Here is a 15,561-nt window from a genome sequence, read left to right on the forward strand (position 1 = left end):
CGACTATTAACCGCGGGGTGCGGACCGAATCGGTCCGCACCCCGTTTCCGCTCGTTCGTCAGACGTTCGCCGTGCAGGCGGACAGGATGACGCTCGCCGCGCGCGGCGAGGCCGAACCCGGGTCGGGGAACGGCGGTGCGCTGATCCCGAGCACATCGATCGCCGAGCGCTCGGCCGCGGCCAGGGAGTGATCCCAGGACCAGCCGAAGCGATAGTCGGCACCCTGCGCGACGGCGCCGCAGGCATTGCGGAACTCGACGACGATCTGGCAGTCCCAGACGCCGCACTCGGCCAGCGCGGCCTGGCTCGCGGCCGCCCAGCTGCCGTAGTTGACCGCCGAGGCGACCACGGCTTCCTTCGACGACAACGCCAGCGCGCCGTAGAGATCACCGGCGGCGGCCTGGAAACCACCGTCGCGCGAGACGGCCGTGTAACCCGGCGCCTCGGCGATCGCCACCCCGCTCTCGGCCGCCGCGGCCGAGCCCGCGTTCACGACGGTGAACGCGGCCACCGCGGACATGGCGGCCACACCCAGGGCATATTTGCCCACAACAGACATCAGTGAATCTCCCCATCGAAAAGTCGGCTTCGAGGTCGAAGCCGAACCAATCATGAACCGCCGCACGCGCCATCGAGAAATAGCTTTCCCGCCTAGCTCGCCGCGGCCAGCACGTCCCGCGCCCGCATGAGAGCGAAACCGAGCAGGTTGAGGCCCTGCCACCGGCCCGGATCGGTGGCGCGCGCGTCGTCGGCGGCCAGCCCGATGCCCCAGATCCGGTCCACCGGACTGGCTTCGACGAGCACGCGCGCGCCGGTGCCGAGCAGATAGGCGCGCAGGTCGTCGTCCTGGCCGAATTTGGCCACGCTGCCCGCGACGACGATCTCGAAGCGGGCGCGCTCCCAGACGGTGTCGTCGAAGGCGCGGATCTGTCTGCCCAGCTTCTTGGCCACACCGGGATGGTTGGCCTCGAGCACGCGGGCGGCGGTGCGCTCGTCGTCGAACAGCAGCGCCTTGCGCCACATCATGTAGTGCTCGGCGCTGCGGAACGCGGTGCCGTCGACGACGAAATCGGTGGGCCACCACTGGCTCAGGCAGCTCGCACCGATCGTGCCGTCGGGGCGTGGGGTGTGCCCCCAGAACGCCAGGTACTTCGGTGTCGCACCCTGCTCGATCGCCTGGCGCAGCTGGTCGACGGTGTCGACGGTCATGATCCCTCCCCGGTTTTGGTCTAGTGAACCATATATCGGGGAGTCGGCCTCCGCCACCGGTTTCCGGTCAGGCCAGGCGCGCTTCCACGGTGGGGCCGGTGTGGAAGCTGCGCGCGATCATCGCCGAGCGCAGTTGCCACAGGCCCGAGCCCTGGGCCGGGTCCAGGCCGGTCAGCTGGGCGATGCGGCGCAGGCGATAGTCGACGGTGTTGGTGTGGATGTGCAGCAGGCGGGCCGTGCGCCTGCGATTCATATTGTTGGCGATGTGCACCCGCAGGGTCTCGAAGAGTTCGGGGTGGTCGTCCAGCGGCGCGAGCAGCTCGCCGAGGCGGGCCCGGCCGGGACCGGGACGGGTGAGCTGATACTCCAGGGCCAGGTCACCGAAGCGATAGAGGCCGGGTTCGCAATCGAGGCGTTCCACCATGTCGAGCAGCTCGTGCGCGCGCTCGGCGGCCGCCGGGATCTCCTCGATGGTCGCTGGGACCAGCGCGCCGGTGACGTCGACATCGGCCGCGCGCGACAACGTCGCGATCAGGGCGTCGATGGCGGTGGTGTCCATCAGCTCGGCCGGGACAAGCAGGGTTCCACCGTCCACCGACAGCAGCGACAACACCTGGTCGCCACCGTGGTGCGCCAGCGCCGCCTGCACCCGGCGCAGTGCGCGCCGGGCGACCACGGCCCGGTCGACCCGCGGGTCGGCGGCCTCGCCGCGGCGCCGGATCGACAGCGCCAGCACCGAATACGCGTCGGCGACGGCGATCCCGCACTCGCGCGCCATGGTGACCGTCGACTGGCCCGCCAGCAGTGCCGAGGTGAGCGTGTGCACGGCCGTGTGGTGCTCGCCCGCGACATCGCGGTGCTCACGGATGTAGGCACGGGTCACGGTGGTGCACAGCTGATCCGAGATCGCGACCGCCCGGCGGAAGCCGTCGAGCAGGCTCGCCCGGTCGTCGTCGGCGCCGGCGTCGAAGACCGCGTCGAAACTCAGCCGCACACCCTCGTGGAAGGCGTGCAAGATGGCGTCGATCGGCACACCCTCGCGCGCCCAGCCCGCCGCGGCGACCGAGAGCCGGTTCAGCCGCTCGGTCTCGTCGCGACCGTCGAGCATCCCGCCGACGATCTCCAGGCACAATCGGGTGACCGCGGTGACGTCACCGGAGATCGCGTCGCCGGGCAGCGTTCGACAGGTGGCCACGGTCTCGACGAAGTGGCTCACCAGCGTGCCCGACAGCGTCCGGACATCGCGCAGCGGCTGCCACATCGGGGCTCCGTCCACGGGGATCGTCATCATCGTCGACTCCTTCCACACCGCGTCGGCGGGGCCGGCGGTGGTTCAGCTGCCGTAGTGCCCGGCCCCTGTGATGGCCTACACTCCGGTTTCTCCGTGATCATGACTCTAGGATGAGCAACTGCTCACCTTCTACTCCTCTTTCGACCGAGGTCGCCGAATGCCACCGCACGCCGATAAGCAGCGCAAACGCCCCAAGCAGGATCGGGCGAAGGAAACCCGCACCCGCATTCTCACCGTGTCCGCTCATCTTTTCGGCACCCGCGGTATCGGCAACACCTCGACCAACCGGATCGCCGCCGAGGCGGGCATGAGCATCGGCACCCTGTACCGGTACTTCACCGACCGCGACGAGATCGTCAAGGAGCTCACCGACAGCCTGTTCCTGCAGGTCGAGGACCGCTACGCGCGGTTGCTCACCGTCTCCGCCGACAAGCCGCCGCGCGACGCCGTCGCCGAGGTCATCCGGATCGCCGTCGAGATCCTTGTCGCCAACGGCCCCCTGGTGCGGGCCCTGGTGGCCGATCTGCACTTCTACGGCAGCGGCATCCCGGAATTCGAGCCCCGGCTGCGGATGATCATGAAGCTCTACCTGATCCACCTGCTCGGCCCGACCAAGGACATCGATGTCGACACGATGGCCTTCGTCGTCCTCAACGCCGGTTTCGCCACCGCGCTGCGCTCGGTCGAGATGGAGGACGACGGCCTCGATCGCGAGGTCGTCATCGACCACACCGCCGACATGATCGGCGCCTGGATCGCCTCGCTCACCGAGCCGGAGCCGGAGCCGGTCTAAGCCCACCCACCGCGAAGGGCCCGGATCCCTGCGGATCCGGGCCCTTCGGTGATGCGGTGATCAGCGCGCGTTGGCCGTGCAGATCGTCTTGACGACGTGAGCCCCGCTCAGCGCGGCCGAACCCGTGTTCGCCAGCAGCGCCCGCGGTTCCAGCTCGCCCAGGGTGGCGTAGGCCGCGGTCTCCGCCTCACGGCTGGTGGCACCCGTGCCGACCCCGATCGCGCCGCCGTCGCCCTCGACGATGACACCGCAACCGTTGGCCCAGGCGGCCCAGATGTGGCAGTCGGCGAAATCGCAAGCGGCGAGCGCTTCGTCGGCGGCGGCCTCGGCGCTCGGCTTGTTCACGCTGTAGGCGAAGGCCCACTCCGCGTCGCTGAACGAGATCGCCGCGTGCAGGGTCTCCGCGTTCGCCGCACCGGCGCCGAAGACCGAACCCGCCGCAAGGCCGAGCGCCGCCACGGCGAGACCGGCCTTACCCAAGAAACTCATCGAACAATTCTCCTCTGGAAACTGCCCCGGAAATCCGGAGCCCCCAGATCATCGCCGAACACCGGCGTACATCCAATACCATTGAGCAAAATCACAGCGCGACAAACGAAGACATCACCGCGCGAACTCACCAGGGCCCGACGACGAATTCCAGCAGCGCCAGTCCGAGCGCACCCAGAAACGCCGCGCACACGCCGGCCGCGCCCGCTCGCAGATATGTCCGCCGGGTCGGCGCCGGATTCGCCCATGTCATCAGCAGCGCACCCAGCGCGCCCGCCGCCGCGAGCACCACAGCGCCGCCGAGTACCAGGTAGAAGAGGCTGCCGACCGCCGCGGTCAGGGCGCCACCGATTCCACGGGTATAGCCGACGAGCGGCACGGGGAATCGATAGACAGCAGCGGTCGTCGCGGCCGCCACCGGCGCGAGAACTACCGCGGCGAGGCCGCCGACGAGCGCGTGTCGACCGCGTTCGGCGACAATGCTCCTGCTCGACTCGGCCATTCCTCCATAATGCTCGCCCCGCCCTCGACCGCAACCACATATCGGCCCACAGCGGCGATTTCGACGGTGGCGCAGAGACCGAAAAAGGTCCGGATTCCCAAGGAATCCGGACCTTTTCGCGATGTTCGCTAGACCGTGAAGCCGAGAGCGCGCAGCTGTTCGCGGCCGTCCTCGGTGATCTTGTCCGGGCCCCACGGGGGCATCCAGACCCAGTTGATCTTCAGGTCCTCGACCAGGCCGCTGCGCACCAGGGCGTTGCGGGACTGGTCCTCGATGACGTCGGTCAGCGGACAGGCCGCCGAGGTCAGCGTCATGTCGAGGGTGGCGACATTGTCGTCGTCGACGGACATGCCGTAGACCAGGCCGAGGTCGACGACATTGATGCCGAGCTCGGGGTCGACGACATCGCGCATGGCCTCCTCGAGATTCTCGAGGTGCTCGGCCTGTTCGGGCGTCAGCTCCACCTCGGGAGCGGCGGCCTCGGTGGCTTCGACAGCCGGTGTCTCACTCATCACGCTTCCCCATTTCCCATGGCAGGCTTCACTTCTTCGGCCGAGACGATCCGCACGACGGCGTCCTTGAACGCCATCCACCCCAGCAGCGCGCACTTCACGCGCGCGGGGTACTTGGCGACGCCGGCCAGGGCGATACCGTCGCCGATCACGTCCTCGTCACCGTCGACGGTGCCGCGGCTGGAGATCATCTCGCTGTAGGAGTCGACCACCTTCAGCGCCTGCTGCACCGGCAGCCCGATCACCTGATCGGTGAGGATCGAGGTGGCGGCCTGGCTGATCGAGCAGCCCTGCCCGTCGTAGGAGACGTCGGCGACCTCGCCCGCGTCGTCGATGTGCACGCGCAGGGTCACCTCGTCACCGCAGGTCGGGTTCACGTGGTGCACTTCGGCACCGAACGGTTCCCGCAGCCCGCGGTGGTGGGGATGTTTGTAATGGTCCAGGATCACTTCCTGGTACATCTGCTCCATGCGCATGACTTATGCAACTCCACAGTGTCTGATCATCGGCCCTCGCTAGCGCTCACGCCGAAGAAGCTCTGGGCCTTCCGCACGGCCTGCACCAGCGCGTCCACCTCGTCGAGGGTGTTGTACACGGCGAACGACGCGCGCGCGGTCGCCGCGACGCCGAACTTGCGGTGCAGCGGCCAGGCACAGTGGTGCCCGACCCGGATCGCGACACCCTGGTCGTCGAGGATCTGACCCACGTCGTGGGCGTGGATACCGTCGACCACGAACGACACCGCGCCGCCGCGGTCCACGTTCTCGGTCGGCCCGATGATCCGCACGCCCTCGATCGCGCCGAGCCCGTCGAGCGCGGCGCCGGTCAGCGCGTGCTCGTGGGCGGCGATCGCGTCCATGCCGAGGCCTTCCAGGTAGCGGACCGCGGCGGCCAGCCCGACGACCTGCGAGGTCATCGGCGTGCCCGCCTCGAAGCGCTGCGGCGGCGGCGCGTAGGTGGTCCGCTCCATCGTGACGGTCTCGATCATCGACCCGCCGGTGATGTAGGGCGGAGTCTCCTCGAGCAGCGCCCGACGGCCGTACAGTCCGCCCACACCCATCGGGCCGAGCATCTTGTGGCCGGAGAACGCGGCGAAGTCCACGCCGAGCTCCCGGAAGTTCACCGCCATGTGCGGCACCGACTGGCAGGCGTCGAGCACGACCAGCGCGCCGACATCCTTGGCCCGGCGGACCAGCTCGGCCACCGGCGCGACCGCACCGGTCACGTTCGACTGGTGGGTGAACGCGAGCACCTTGGTCGCGGGCGACAGTTCGAGCGAATCCAGATCGATGCGGCCGTCGTCGGTGATGCCGTACCACCGGAGCGTGGCGCCGGTGCGGCGCGCGAGTTCCTGCCACGGCACGAGATTCGCGTGATGCTCGAGCTCGGTGATGACGATCTCGTCGCCCGGGCCCACCTTGTAGGGGAATCGGTCGTCACCGAAAGCGTTGGCCACCAGGTTCAGCGACTCGGTCGCGTTCTTGGTGAACACGATCTCCCCGGCGTCGGCACCGACGAAGCGGGCGATGGCGACGCGGGCGTCCTCGTAGGAGTCGGTCGCCTCCTCCGCCAGCTGGTGCGCACCGCGGTGCACGGCCGAGTTACGGGTGAGCAGGAAGTCACGCTCGGCGTCCAGCACCTGCAGCGGACGCTGCGAGGTCGCCCCGGAATCCAGGTACACCAACGGTTTCCCGTCCCGGACCGTGCGGTTCAGGATCGGGAAGTCGGCCCGGATCCGGGCGACGTCGAGGGCGGGACCCGAGAGAGACACAGCGGTCATCGTCGTCAGGCTCCAGCGGTGGCGGAGGTGAAGCGCACGTAGCCGTTCGCGTCGAGTTCCTCGGCCAGCTCGGAGCCACCCTCGGCGACGATCTTGCCGTTGACGAACACGTGCACGAAGTCGGGCTTGATGTAGCGCAGGATGCGGGTGTAGTGCGTGATCAGCAGCACGCCGCCGTTCTCGCGCTCCTTGTAGCGGTTGACGCCCTCGGAGACGATGCGCAGCGCGTCGACGTCGAGGCCGGAGTCGGTCTCGTCGAGGATCGCGATCTTCGGCTTGAGCAGGCCCAGCTGCAGAACCTCGTGGCGCTTCTTCTCGCCACCGGAGAAGCCCTCGTTCACGCTGCGGTCGGCGAAGGCCGAGTCGATCTCGAGCTCCTTCATCGACTCCTTCACCTCCTTGACCCAGGTGCGCAGCTTGGGGGCCTCGCCACGGACCGCGGTCGCGGCGGTGCGCAGGAAGTTCGACATCGAGACACCGGGGACCTCGACCGGGTACTGCATGGCCAGGAACAGGCCGGCGCGAGCGCGCTCGTCGACCGACATCTCCAGCACGTCCTCGCCGTCGAGGGTGATGGTGCCCTGGGTGACGGTGTACTTCGGGTGACCGGCGATCACATAGGACAGCGTCGACTTGCCCGAGCCGTTGGGGCCCATGATGGCGTGCGTCTCGCCGGACTTCACGGTCAGGTTCACGCCGTTGAGGATCTGCTTGGACTCACCCTCGGGGGTGGTGATCTCGGCGTGCAGGTCCTTGATTTCCAAGGTGGTCATCGAATTCGAATTCCTTCGTGGGGAGTATGAGGGGTGTCAGATGCCGACAGTGGCGAGCTCGGCCTCGATGGCCGCCTCCAGCCGCTCCCGGACCTCGGGGACCGTGATCTTCTGGATGATCTCGTGGAAGAAGCCACGCACCACCAGACGGCGGGCGACGTCTTCGGGAATGCCGCGCGAGCGCAGGTAGAACAGCTGCTCGTCGTCGAAACGGCCGGTGGCACTGGCGTGTCCGGCACCGGCGATCTCGCCGGTCTCGATCTCCAGGTTCGGCACCGAGTCGGCGCGCGCGCCGTCGGTGAGCACCAGGTTGCGGTTGGCCTCGTAGGTGTCGGTGCCCTCGGCGGCCGCGCGGATGAGCACGTCGCCGACCCACACGGTGCGGGCATCGCCCTTGGGGGACTTCGGATCGCCCTGCAGCGCACCCTTGTACAGCACGTTGGACTTGCAGTTGGGCTCGGCGTGGTCGACCAGCAGGCGCTGCTCGAAATGCTGGCCCGCGTCGGCGAAGTACAGGCCGAACAGCTCGGCCTCGCCGCCGGGACCGGCGTAGCGCACGGTGCCGGTGAGACGCACCAGGTCGCCACCGAGGGTGGCGGCGAAGTGGCGCACGGTGGCGTCGCGGCCCAGCTTCAGATGATGGGCGGTGGCGTGCACGGCGTCCTCGGCCCACTCCTGGACAGCGACGACGGTCAGCTTGGCGCTGTCGCCCAGCACGAATTCGACGTTCTCGGCGTAGGTTCCGCTGCCGCGCTGGTCGAGGACCACCGTGGCGACGGCGAAGTTGTCCAGGCGCACCTGCAGGTGGCCGTAGGCGGTCTTGCCCTCGCCGGGACCGGTGACGGTCACGGTGATCGGGTCGGAGACCTCGGTCTCCTGGCCGACGGTGATCACGGTCGCCGACTCGAAGCCCGAGTAGGCCTGGGCGGCGACGCGATCGGCGGGGGTACCGGCCTGGCCGAGGCGGACGTCGGTGCGGTCCACCGTCTCCACGGTGACACCGGCGACCTCGCTCACCTCGACGGTGGCCCGACCGTCGCGCACCGCGGTGCCGTCGTGCAGGCCGCGCAGCCGGCGCAGCGGGGTGAACCGCCACGCCTCGTCACGGCCCGACGGCACCTCGAACTGGTCGACGTCGAACGAGGTGAAGACCTCGCCCTTGTTGACCGCGGCACCGGCGCCCGGATTCTGAATCGGCGTCTCGAGCGACGACATCAGCCAACGGCCCCTTCCATCTGCAGCTCGATGAGCCGGTTCAGTTCCAACGCGTATTCCATCGGCAGTTCCTTGGCGATGGGCTCGACGAAGCCGCGCACCACCATCGCCATCGCCTCGTCCTCGGTCAGACCGCGGCTCATCAGGTAGAACAGCTGATCCTCGGAGACCTTGGAGACGGTCGCCTCGTGGCCCATGGTCACGTCGTCCTCGCGGATGTCGACGTAGGGGTAGGTGTCGGAGCGGCTGATCGTGTCGACCAGCAACGCGTCACACTTCACGGTCGACTTCGAGCCGTGGGCGCCCTTGTTGATCTGGACCAGACCGCGGTACGACGCGCGACCGCCGCCACGCGCCACCGACTTCGACACGATGGTCGAGGAGGTGTGCGGGGCCAGGTGCAGCATCTTGGCACCGGTGTCCTGGTGCTGGCCGACGCCGGCGAACGCGACCGAGAGCACCTCGCCGTGGGCGTGCTCGCCGGTCATCCAGACCGCCGGGTACTTCATGGTGACCTTGGAGCCGATGTTGCCGTCGACCCACTCCATGGTGGCGCCCGCCTCGGCCTTGGCCCGCTTGGTGACCAGGTTGTAGACGTTGTTCGACCAGTTCTGGATGGTCGTGTAGCGGCAGCGGCCGCCCTTCTTCACGATGATCTCGACGACCGCGGAGTGCAGCGAGTCGGACTTGTAGATCGGGGCTGTACAACCCTCGACGTAGTGGACGTAGGCGTCCTCGTCGACGATGATCAGCGTCCGCTCGAACTGGCCCATGTTCTCGGTGTTGATCCGGAAGTAGGCCTGCAGCGGGATGTCGACGTGCACGCCCGGCGGCACGTAGATGAACGAGCCACCCGACCAGACGGCGGTGTTGAGCGCGGAGAACTTGTTGTCACCGGCGGGGATCACCGAGCCGAAGTACTCCTGGAAGATCTCCGGGTGCTCCTTGAGCGCGGTGTCGGTGTCGAGGAAGATGACGCCCTGCTTCTCCAGGTCCTCGCGGATGGAGTGGTAGACGACCTCGGACTCGTACTGCGCGGCGACACCGGAGACCAGCCGCTGCTTCTCTGCCTCGGGGATGCCCAGCTTGTCGTAGGTGTTCTTGATGTCCTCGGGCAGGTCTTCCCAGCTCTCGGCCTGCTTCTCCGACGAGCGCACGAAGTACTTGATGTTGTCGAAGTCGATGCCGTCGAGGTTGGAACCCCAGTTCGGCATGGGCTTGCGATCGAAGATGCGCAGGGCCTTGAGGCGGATGTCGAGCATCCACTCCGGCTCGCTCTTCTTGGCCGAGATGTCGCGAACGACAGCCTCCGACAGGCCGCGTTGCGCGCTGGCACCGGCCACATCCGAATCGGCCCAGCCGTAACCGTAGTTGCCCAGCGAGGCGATGGTCTCGTCCTGGGTCAGCGGTTGCACCTGGTCGGTGGTCGTCGTCATTCGGCACTCCTTCCGGAGTCGTTCGTTCGTCCCGCCGCGGGCTGTGCGGCGGATGGGGTGGAAGCTGTTTTCGGGAGCGCGACCAGCGGTACGTGGGTGGTGCAGGCGCAATCGCCGTTGGCGATGGTCGCAAGTCGCTGGACGTGGGTGCCGAGCAGGTCCCGGAAAGCGTCCAGTTCGGCGTCGCACAACTGCGGGAACTCCTCGGCCACGTGGGCCACGGGGCAGTGGTGCTGGCAGATCTGCACACCGGCGCCGACCTGGCGGGTGGTGGCGGCGAAGCCGGCCTCGGCGAACGCTTCCGCGATCTCCTCGACCTTGGCCTCGATGACGGGGGCCGTGTGCTCGGCGGCCGGCTCGATGCCGTCGACGATGGTGCGGACCCGCTTGCGCGCGAACTCGGCGATGGCCGCCTCGCCGCCGATCTCGCCGAGCTGGCGGATCGCCGCGCCGGCCAGATCGTCGTAGGCGTGGCCGAGATTGCCCCGGCCCGCCGCGGTCAGCTGGTACTGCTTGGCCGGGCGGCCGCGGCCCTTCTGCTGCCACGGCGCCGACCGGCTCGCCCGTGCCTGTCCGGCGTCGATGAGCGCGTCGAGATGCCTGCGCACGCCCGCGGGCGCGAGCCCGAGCGCGGCGCCGATCGCGGTCGCGGTGATCGGGCCGTCTTCGAGCAGCAACTGGACGATGGCCGCCCTGGTGTGCCCTTCCTGCGCGGTCGCCGCTGGACCGGCGGACGACCGGGCGCCGGTCGTCTTACGACCGGTCCCGTCCACGTCTGTCCGCAAACCCACGGTTTTCACAACACCAGTGTGGCGGAATTGCTTCCCTAAATCTAATAAGGGTCACCTGACAAAGGGTGCCCTGACCTGCGATGAAGATCGTCCGACACCGCAACCGCCGGGTAAAACCGCTGGTGCGGACCACGCGCACGCGCCGGACCGCGCCACCGGGGTGACCCATCGCACACCACCGACGACCGTTCCGATGCCCGCCGAATTACGCAATACCGGTGTTGCGCCCCGGCGCCCTGTCGCGCCGCGGTCGGCCCGACAGGGCGCCGGGGCCGTGGCACGATGACGAGGTGTCCAACCCGCCCGCACCGACGTGTGTCCGCCATCCCGACCGCCCCACCGGCCTCGCGTGCACCCGGTGCGGCAGGCCCGCCTGCCCCGAGTGCCTGCAGCCCGCCGCCGTCGGTCAGCACTGCGTGGACTGCGTGCGCCAGGGCCGGCGCGACGTGCGCCAGGTGCGCACCGTCGGCGGCGCCGCGGCCGGGGCCGCCCCGGTCCCGTATGTCACCTACGGGCTGATCGCGGTCAATGTGCTCGTCTATCTCGTGACCGCCGCCCAGGCGGGCAGCCCGATGGACAACTATCGCGGCTCGGCGCTGTTCCGGGAGTTCGTGCTGGTCCCGCTGCTGGTGGCCGACGGCGAATGGTGGCGTCTGCTCGGCTCGGGCTTCCTGCACTACGGCGCGATCCACCTGCTGGTCAACATGTTCGCGCTCTATGTCGTCGGCCGTGACCTCGAGCGGGTGCTCGGCCGGGTGCGGTTCGGCTGTGTCTACCTGATCTCCCTGCTCGGCGGTTCCGCCGCGGTGATGGCCCTGTCCGACACGGTCGTCGCGACCGCGGGCGCCTCGGGTGCGGTGTACGGCCTGTTCGGCGCGGTCACCGTGACGCTGATCCGGCTGCGCCAGAGCCCGACGCCGATGCTGGTCGTGATCGGCGTCAACGTGCTGATCAGCTTCTCGCTGCCCGGCATCTCGCTGTGGGGTCACCTCGGCGGACTGGCCGCGGGCACGCTGGCCGCGCTGGGCATCCTGTTCGTGCCCGAATGGCTGTCGGCGCGCTCGCCCGAGGCCGCGCGGCGGATCGGGTGGGCGTCGCTCGGTGCGGTGGCGGTGGCGTGTGTGGCCGTCATCGTGGCGGCCACGCTGACGGTGCGCAGCGACATCCCGGCCGTGCCCATCCAGGTGTCGGCCCCCGGCACCGAGGCGCCGACGCCGCGCTAGCCGCCCCGATCCGCGCTGGTCGCCGACGCGGCCCCGACCGGAGCGCCACCGGTCGCGGCGCGTCACACTAGGCTCGCTCACCGTGGCGGTACTGGAGGGCGCGGCGCGCAAGACACTGGCGTTCGGGAGGCGAGCTCTCGGGCTCGATGTGTCGACGCCCGATCACACCGTCGCGGTGCTGCACCGCGACGAGAACGAGGTGCCCGGGCTCGATCGGCGCGAGCGCGCGCAGCTGGATCGCATCCGCCTGATGGGCGCCACCGGCGCGGTCCTCATGGCGATCGCGGCGCTGGGCATCGGCGCGCAGCCCGTCCACCAGAACCCCGTCTCCGGCATGCGGGTGCTCGGCATCTTCGCGCGAGCGCACACCGGTTCGCTGGCGATGTGCATGTTCGGCACCGTGCTGGTGATCGGGGCGTGGCTGTTGCTCGGCCGCTTCGCGGTCGGCGGCCTGGCCGGGTCGCCGGTGCACCGGCTGACCCGATCGCAGCTGGACCGCACGCTGCTGCTGTGGATCATCCCGCTCAGCGTGGCGCCGCCGATGTTCAGCAACGACGTCTATTCCTATCTGGCGCAGAGCGAGATCGCCGCGCGCGGCATCGACCCGTATCTGGAGGGTCCGGTCGCCGGTCTCGGCATCGACAACGTCCTGACCAACAATGTGCCGACCATCTGGCGCGACACCCCCGCGCCCTACGGCCCACTGTTCCTCTGGATCGGCCGCGGCATCGCGGAACTGACCGGGGACAACATCATCGCCGGGGTGTGGGTGCACCGGCTGCTCGCGCTCGCCGGCGTCGCCCTGATCGTGTGGGCGCTGCCGCGGCTGTCGGTGCGCTGCGGTGTCGCCCCGGTGAGCGCGTTGTGGCTGGGCGCGGCCAACCCGCTGGTGCTGTTCCACCTGGTCGGCGGCGTGCACAACGACGCGCTGATGCTCGGTCTGATGCTGGCGGGTGTGGAGCTGATGCTGCGCGCGATCTACGGGGAAGGCGGCACACCCGACCGGCTGACCGAGACCGGACTCGCGCCGTTCGACGCCCGCGCCTACGGACTGCTGATCGGTGGCGCGGTGGTGATCACGCTGTCGTCGTCGATCAAGTTCACCTCGATCATCGCGCTCGGCTTCGTCGGGATGGCACTCGCCCGCCGCTGGGGCGGCGATCTCAAAGCCGTCGTCAAGGCCGCGCTGCTGCTCGGCGTGATCGCCGGGGTGACAACACTGTTTGTGAGTTCGGTCAGCGGCCTGGGCTTCGGCTGGATCTTCACCCTCAACACCGCCAGCGCGGTGCGCAGCTGGATGTCGCTGCCGACCGTCATCGGCATCATCACCGGCTTCGGCGGCGTGCTGCTCGGCCTCGGTGACCACACCACCGCGCTGCTGTCGATCACCCGTCCGATCGCGGCGGCGGTCGCGGCCTACATCACGGTGCGCATGCTCGTCGCCACCGGCACCGGGCGCCTGCATCCGGTCGGCGCGCTCGGCGTCTCGCTCGGCGCGATCGTGCTGCTGTTCCCGGTGGTGCAGCCCTGGTACCTGCTGTGGGCGATCGTGCCGCTGGCCGCCTGGGCCACCCAGCCGGTGTTCCGCGTCCCCGCCGTCGCGTTCTCCGCGGTCGTCTCGATGCTGGTGATGCCGCGCGGCGCGGAGTTCCAGGTCTTCCAGATCATCGGCGCCGCACTGGCCGCCGCGGTCTGCTTCGCGTTGTTCTTCGCGCTCACCCGGCACTCCCTGCCGTGGCGGGCTCAGCCGGGGGTGTCGGCTCCGTCACAGGAGGGCACGGCTTACCGTGTGACATCGTGACAAGTCGCTCCGGACCCGCTGTTAGCGTCGACGGCGTGGTCAAGCGCTACGGCGAGACCACCGCGGTCGACGGCCTGCGGTTCGATGTCGAACAGGCCCAGGTGTTCGCGCTGCTCGGTCCCAACGGCGCGGGCAAGACCACCACCGTCGAGATGTGCGAGGGCTTCGTGCGTCCCGACGCGGGCACGGTCCGCGTCCTCGGCCTGGACCCCCTCGCCGATTCCGAGCAGCTGCGCCCGCGCATCGGCGTCATGCTCCAGGGCGGCGGCGCCTATCCGGGCGCGCGGGCGGGCGAGATGCTCGACCTGGTCGCCGCCTACTCCGCCGACCCGATCGACCCCGACTGGCTGCTGTCCACCCTCGGCCTGCAGGACAACCGGCGCACGCCCTACCGCCGCCTGTCCGGCGGCCAGCAGCAGCGGCTGGCGTTGGCCTGCGCGCTGGTCGGCAGGCCCGAGATCGTGTTCCTCGACGAGCCGACCGCCGGTCTGGACGCCCAGGCTCGCCTGATCGTGTGGGAGCTGATCGACGCCCTGCGCCGCGACGGCGTGAGCGTCGTGCTGACCACGCACATGATGGACGAGGCCGAGCAGCTCGCCGACCAGCTGGTGATCATCGACCACGGCGAGATCGTCGCCCAGGGCACGCCCGCCGAGGTCACCGCGCACGGCGCCGCCGGCCAGCTGCGCTTCTGCGCGCCACCGAAACTCGATATCGGCCTGCTGAAATCGGCTCTGCCGGAAGGCTTCTCGCCCCGGGAGACGACACCCGGCACCTACCTGGTCGAGGGCGAGATCAACCCGCAGGTGCTGGCGACCGTCACCGCCTGGTGCGCCAGGATGAACGTGCTCGCCACCGACATCCGCATCGATCAGCGCCGCCTCGAGGACGTCTTCCTCGAACTGACCGGACGGGACCTGCGCGGATGACCGAGACCACCGGCCGATTCCGGCCCGGCACCTTCGCCCCCGCCCCGCGCCCGGCCGCCCGGCGCGCGATGCTCCTCGCGCAGACCGGCCTCGAACTGAAGCTGCTGCTGCGCAACGGCGAACAGCTGCTGCTCACCATGTTCATCCCGATCACGCTGCTGATCGGCCTCACGCTGCTGCCGTTCGGCGAGCTCGGCGAGCACCGGGTCGACAAGGTGGTGCCGATGGTCATGATGACCGCGGTGATGTCGACCGCGTTCACCGGCCAGGCCATCGCCGTCGGCTTCGACCGGCGCTACGGCGCGCTCAAGCGGCTGGGCGCGACCCCGCTGCCCCGCTGGGGCGTGATCGCGGGCAAGTGCGCGGCGGTGCTGATCGTCGTGGTGTTGCAGGCGATCCTGCTCGGCGCGATCGGCGTCGCCCTGGGCTGGCGACCGGGCATCGGCGGCCTGGCGCTCGGCGCGCTGGTGATCGCGCTCGGCACCGCGACCTTCGCCGCGATGGGCCTGCTGCTGGGCGGGACGCTCAAGGCCGAGGTCGTGCTGGCGCTGGCCAACATCCTCTGGTTCATCATGCTCGGCGTCGCCAGCCTGGTGCTCGTCGGCGACTCGCTGCCCGATGTGCTCACGGTGCTCGTGCGGTTGGTGCCCTCCGGCGCGCTGGCGTTCGCGCTGGAGTCGGCGCTGACGGGCGTGGTCGACTGGTTCGGAGTCGCGGTGCTCGCCGTGTGGGGCGTGGTGTGCGGCTGGCTCGCGACCCGCCTGTTCCGGTTCAGCTGAGTGATCAACGACGCACTGTAGTAGCCCTGGTATCGGTC

Annotated in this window: 17 protein-coding genes; 5 read left to right on the forward strand and 12 right to left on the reverse strand. The window is 69.3% G+C overall.

All coding sequences use genetic code 11. The features are described 5' to 3' along the window. Positions 1–58: 58 nt before the first annotated feature. The 3 genes from V8688_RS13515 to V8688_RS13525 form a co-directional block, all read right to left on the reverse strand. A complete protein-coding gene (locus V8688_RS13515) occupies positions 59–559 on the reverse strand; it encodes a DUF4189 domain-containing protein (protein ID WP_218718223.1) in 501 nt (166 codons plus the stop codon). Between the two features lie 92 nt (positions 560–651). Beyond that, a complete protein-coding gene (locus V8688_RS13520) occupies positions 652–1,209 on the reverse strand; it encodes an NADAR family protein (protein ID WP_218718224.1) in 558 nt (185 codons plus the stop codon). 67 nt (positions 1,210–1,276) lie between these two features. After that, positions 1,277–2,500, reverse strand: coding sequence for a helix-turn-helix domain-containing protein (locus V8688_RS13525; RefSeq protein ID WP_218718225.1), 1,224 nt, complete (start codon positions 2,498–2,500; stop codon positions 1,277–1,279). 157 nt (positions 2,501–2,657) lie between these two features. On the opposite strand from V8688_RS13525, the gene V8688_RS13530 reads away from it, so the two are divergent. Continuing rightward, complete coding sequence (locus V8688_RS13530; protein ID WP_218718226.1) at positions 2,658–3,293, forward strand: TetR/AcrR family transcriptional regulator; 636 nt, start codon at positions 2,658–2,660, stop codon at positions 3,291–3,293. A gap of 60 nt (positions 3,294–3,353) precedes the next feature. On the opposite strand, the gene V8688_RS13535 is transcribed toward V8688_RS13530, so the two are convergent. The 9 genes from V8688_RS13535 to V8688_RS13575 form a co-directional block, all read right to left on the reverse strand. Further along, the gene (locus V8688_RS13535) at positions 3,354–3,782 is read right to left on the reverse strand and encodes a DUF4189 domain-containing protein (RefSeq protein ID WP_316575292.1); all 429 of its coding nucleotides are present in this window, start codon (positions 3,780–3,782) and stop codon (positions 3,354–3,356) included. A 127-nt stretch (positions 3,783–3,909) separates the two neighbouring features. After that, positions 3,910–4,284, reverse strand: a complete 375-nt coding sequence (locus V8688_RS13540) for a hypothetical protein (protein WP_316575293.1) — start codon at positions 4,282–4,284, stop codon at positions 3,910–3,912. A 128-nt stretch (positions 4,285–4,412) separates the two neighbouring features. Continuing rightward, positions 4,413–4,796 carry a metal-sulfur cluster assembly factor gene (locus tag V8688_RS13545; protein ID WP_218718229.1) on the reverse strand — a complete coding sequence of 128 codons (384 nt, stop codon included), beginning with the start codon at positions 4,794–4,796 and terminating at the stop codon, positions 4,413–4,415. Beyond that, the gene (sufU, locus tag V8688_RS13550) at positions 4,796–5,272 is read right to left on the reverse strand and encodes a Fe-S cluster assembly sulfur transfer protein SufU (protein ID WP_218718230.1); all 477 of its coding nucleotides are present in this window, start codon (positions 5,270–5,272) and stop codon (positions 4,796–4,798) included. Before sufU ends, V8688_RS13545 begins: the two co-directional genes overlap by 1 nt. 26 nt (positions 5,273–5,298) lie before the next feature. Then, positions 5,299–6,576: a cysteine desulfurase gene (locus V8688_RS13555; protein WP_342800931.1), complete on the reverse strand. Its 1,278-nt coding sequence runs from the start codon at positions 6,574–6,576 to the stop codon at positions 5,299–5,301. Between the two features lie 5 nt (positions 6,577–6,581). Continuing rightward, positions 6,582–7,349 (reverse strand): Fe-S cluster assembly ATPase SufC, encoded by a 768-nt coding sequence (gene sufC / locus V8688_RS13560; protein WP_316575297.1) that lies wholly within the window; start codon positions 7,347–7,349, stop codon positions 6,582–6,584. Positions 7,350–7,385: 36 nt separating this feature from the next. Beyond that, positions 7,386–8,564, reverse strand: coding sequence for a Fe-S cluster assembly protein SufD (gene sufD / locus V8688_RS13565; RefSeq protein WP_218718233.1), 1,179 nt, complete (start codon positions 8,562–8,564; stop codon positions 7,386–7,388). After that, positions 8,564–10,000 (reverse strand): Fe-S cluster assembly protein SufB, encoded by a 1,437-nt coding sequence (gene sufB, locus V8688_RS13570; RefSeq protein WP_218718234.1) that lies wholly within the window; start codon positions 9,998–10,000, stop codon positions 8,564–8,566. The genes sufD and sufB overlap by 1 nt, the downstream gene beginning before the upstream one ends. Then, entirely contained in the window at positions 9,997–10,791 is a 795-nt protein-coding gene (locus tag V8688_RS13575; RefSeq protein ID WP_308248463.1) for a transcriptional regulator, read from the reverse strand. Before V8688_RS13575 ends, sufB begins: the two co-directional genes overlap by 4 nt. Positions 10,792–11,081: 290 nt before the next feature. Here V8688_RS13575 and V8688_RS13580 point away from each other — a divergent pair, with 290 nt between their 5' ends. From V8688_RS13580 to V8688_RS13595, 4 genes are all read left to right on the forward strand, one after another. Continuing rightward, positions 11,082–12,014: a rhomboid family intramembrane serine protease gene (locus V8688_RS13580; RefSeq protein WP_342800932.1), complete on the forward strand. Its 933-nt coding sequence runs from the start codon at positions 11,082–11,084 to the stop codon at positions 12,012–12,014. An 82-nt stretch (positions 12,015–12,096) separates the two neighbouring features. After that, a complete protein-coding gene (mptB, locus tag V8688_RS13585) occupies positions 12,097–13,815 on the forward strand; it encodes a polyprenol phosphomannose-dependent alpha 1,6 mannosyltransferase MptB (protein ID WP_218718237.1) in 1,719 nt (572 codons plus the stop codon). Next, the gene (locus V8688_RS13590) at positions 13,812–14,744 is read left to right on the forward strand and encodes an ABC transporter ATP-binding protein (protein ID WP_218718238.1); all 933 of its coding nucleotides are present in this window, start codon (positions 13,812–13,814) and stop codon (positions 14,742–14,744) included. Before mptB ends, V8688_RS13590 begins: the two co-directional genes overlap by 4 nt. Further along, positions 14,741–15,523, forward strand: a complete 783-nt coding sequence (locus V8688_RS13595; RefSeq protein ID WP_218718239.1) for an ABC transporter permease — start codon at positions 14,741–14,743, stop codon at positions 15,521–15,523. The genes V8688_RS13590 and V8688_RS13595 overlap by 4 nt, the downstream gene beginning before the upstream one ends. Positions 15,524–15,561 lie beyond the last annotated feature (38 nt).

Origin of the sequence: Nocardia sp. No.11 (assembly GCF_038752175.1) — a bacterium.
Lineage (GTDB): Bacteria > Actinomycetota > Actinomycetes > Mycobacteriales > Mycobacteriaceae > Nocardia > Nocardia canadensis.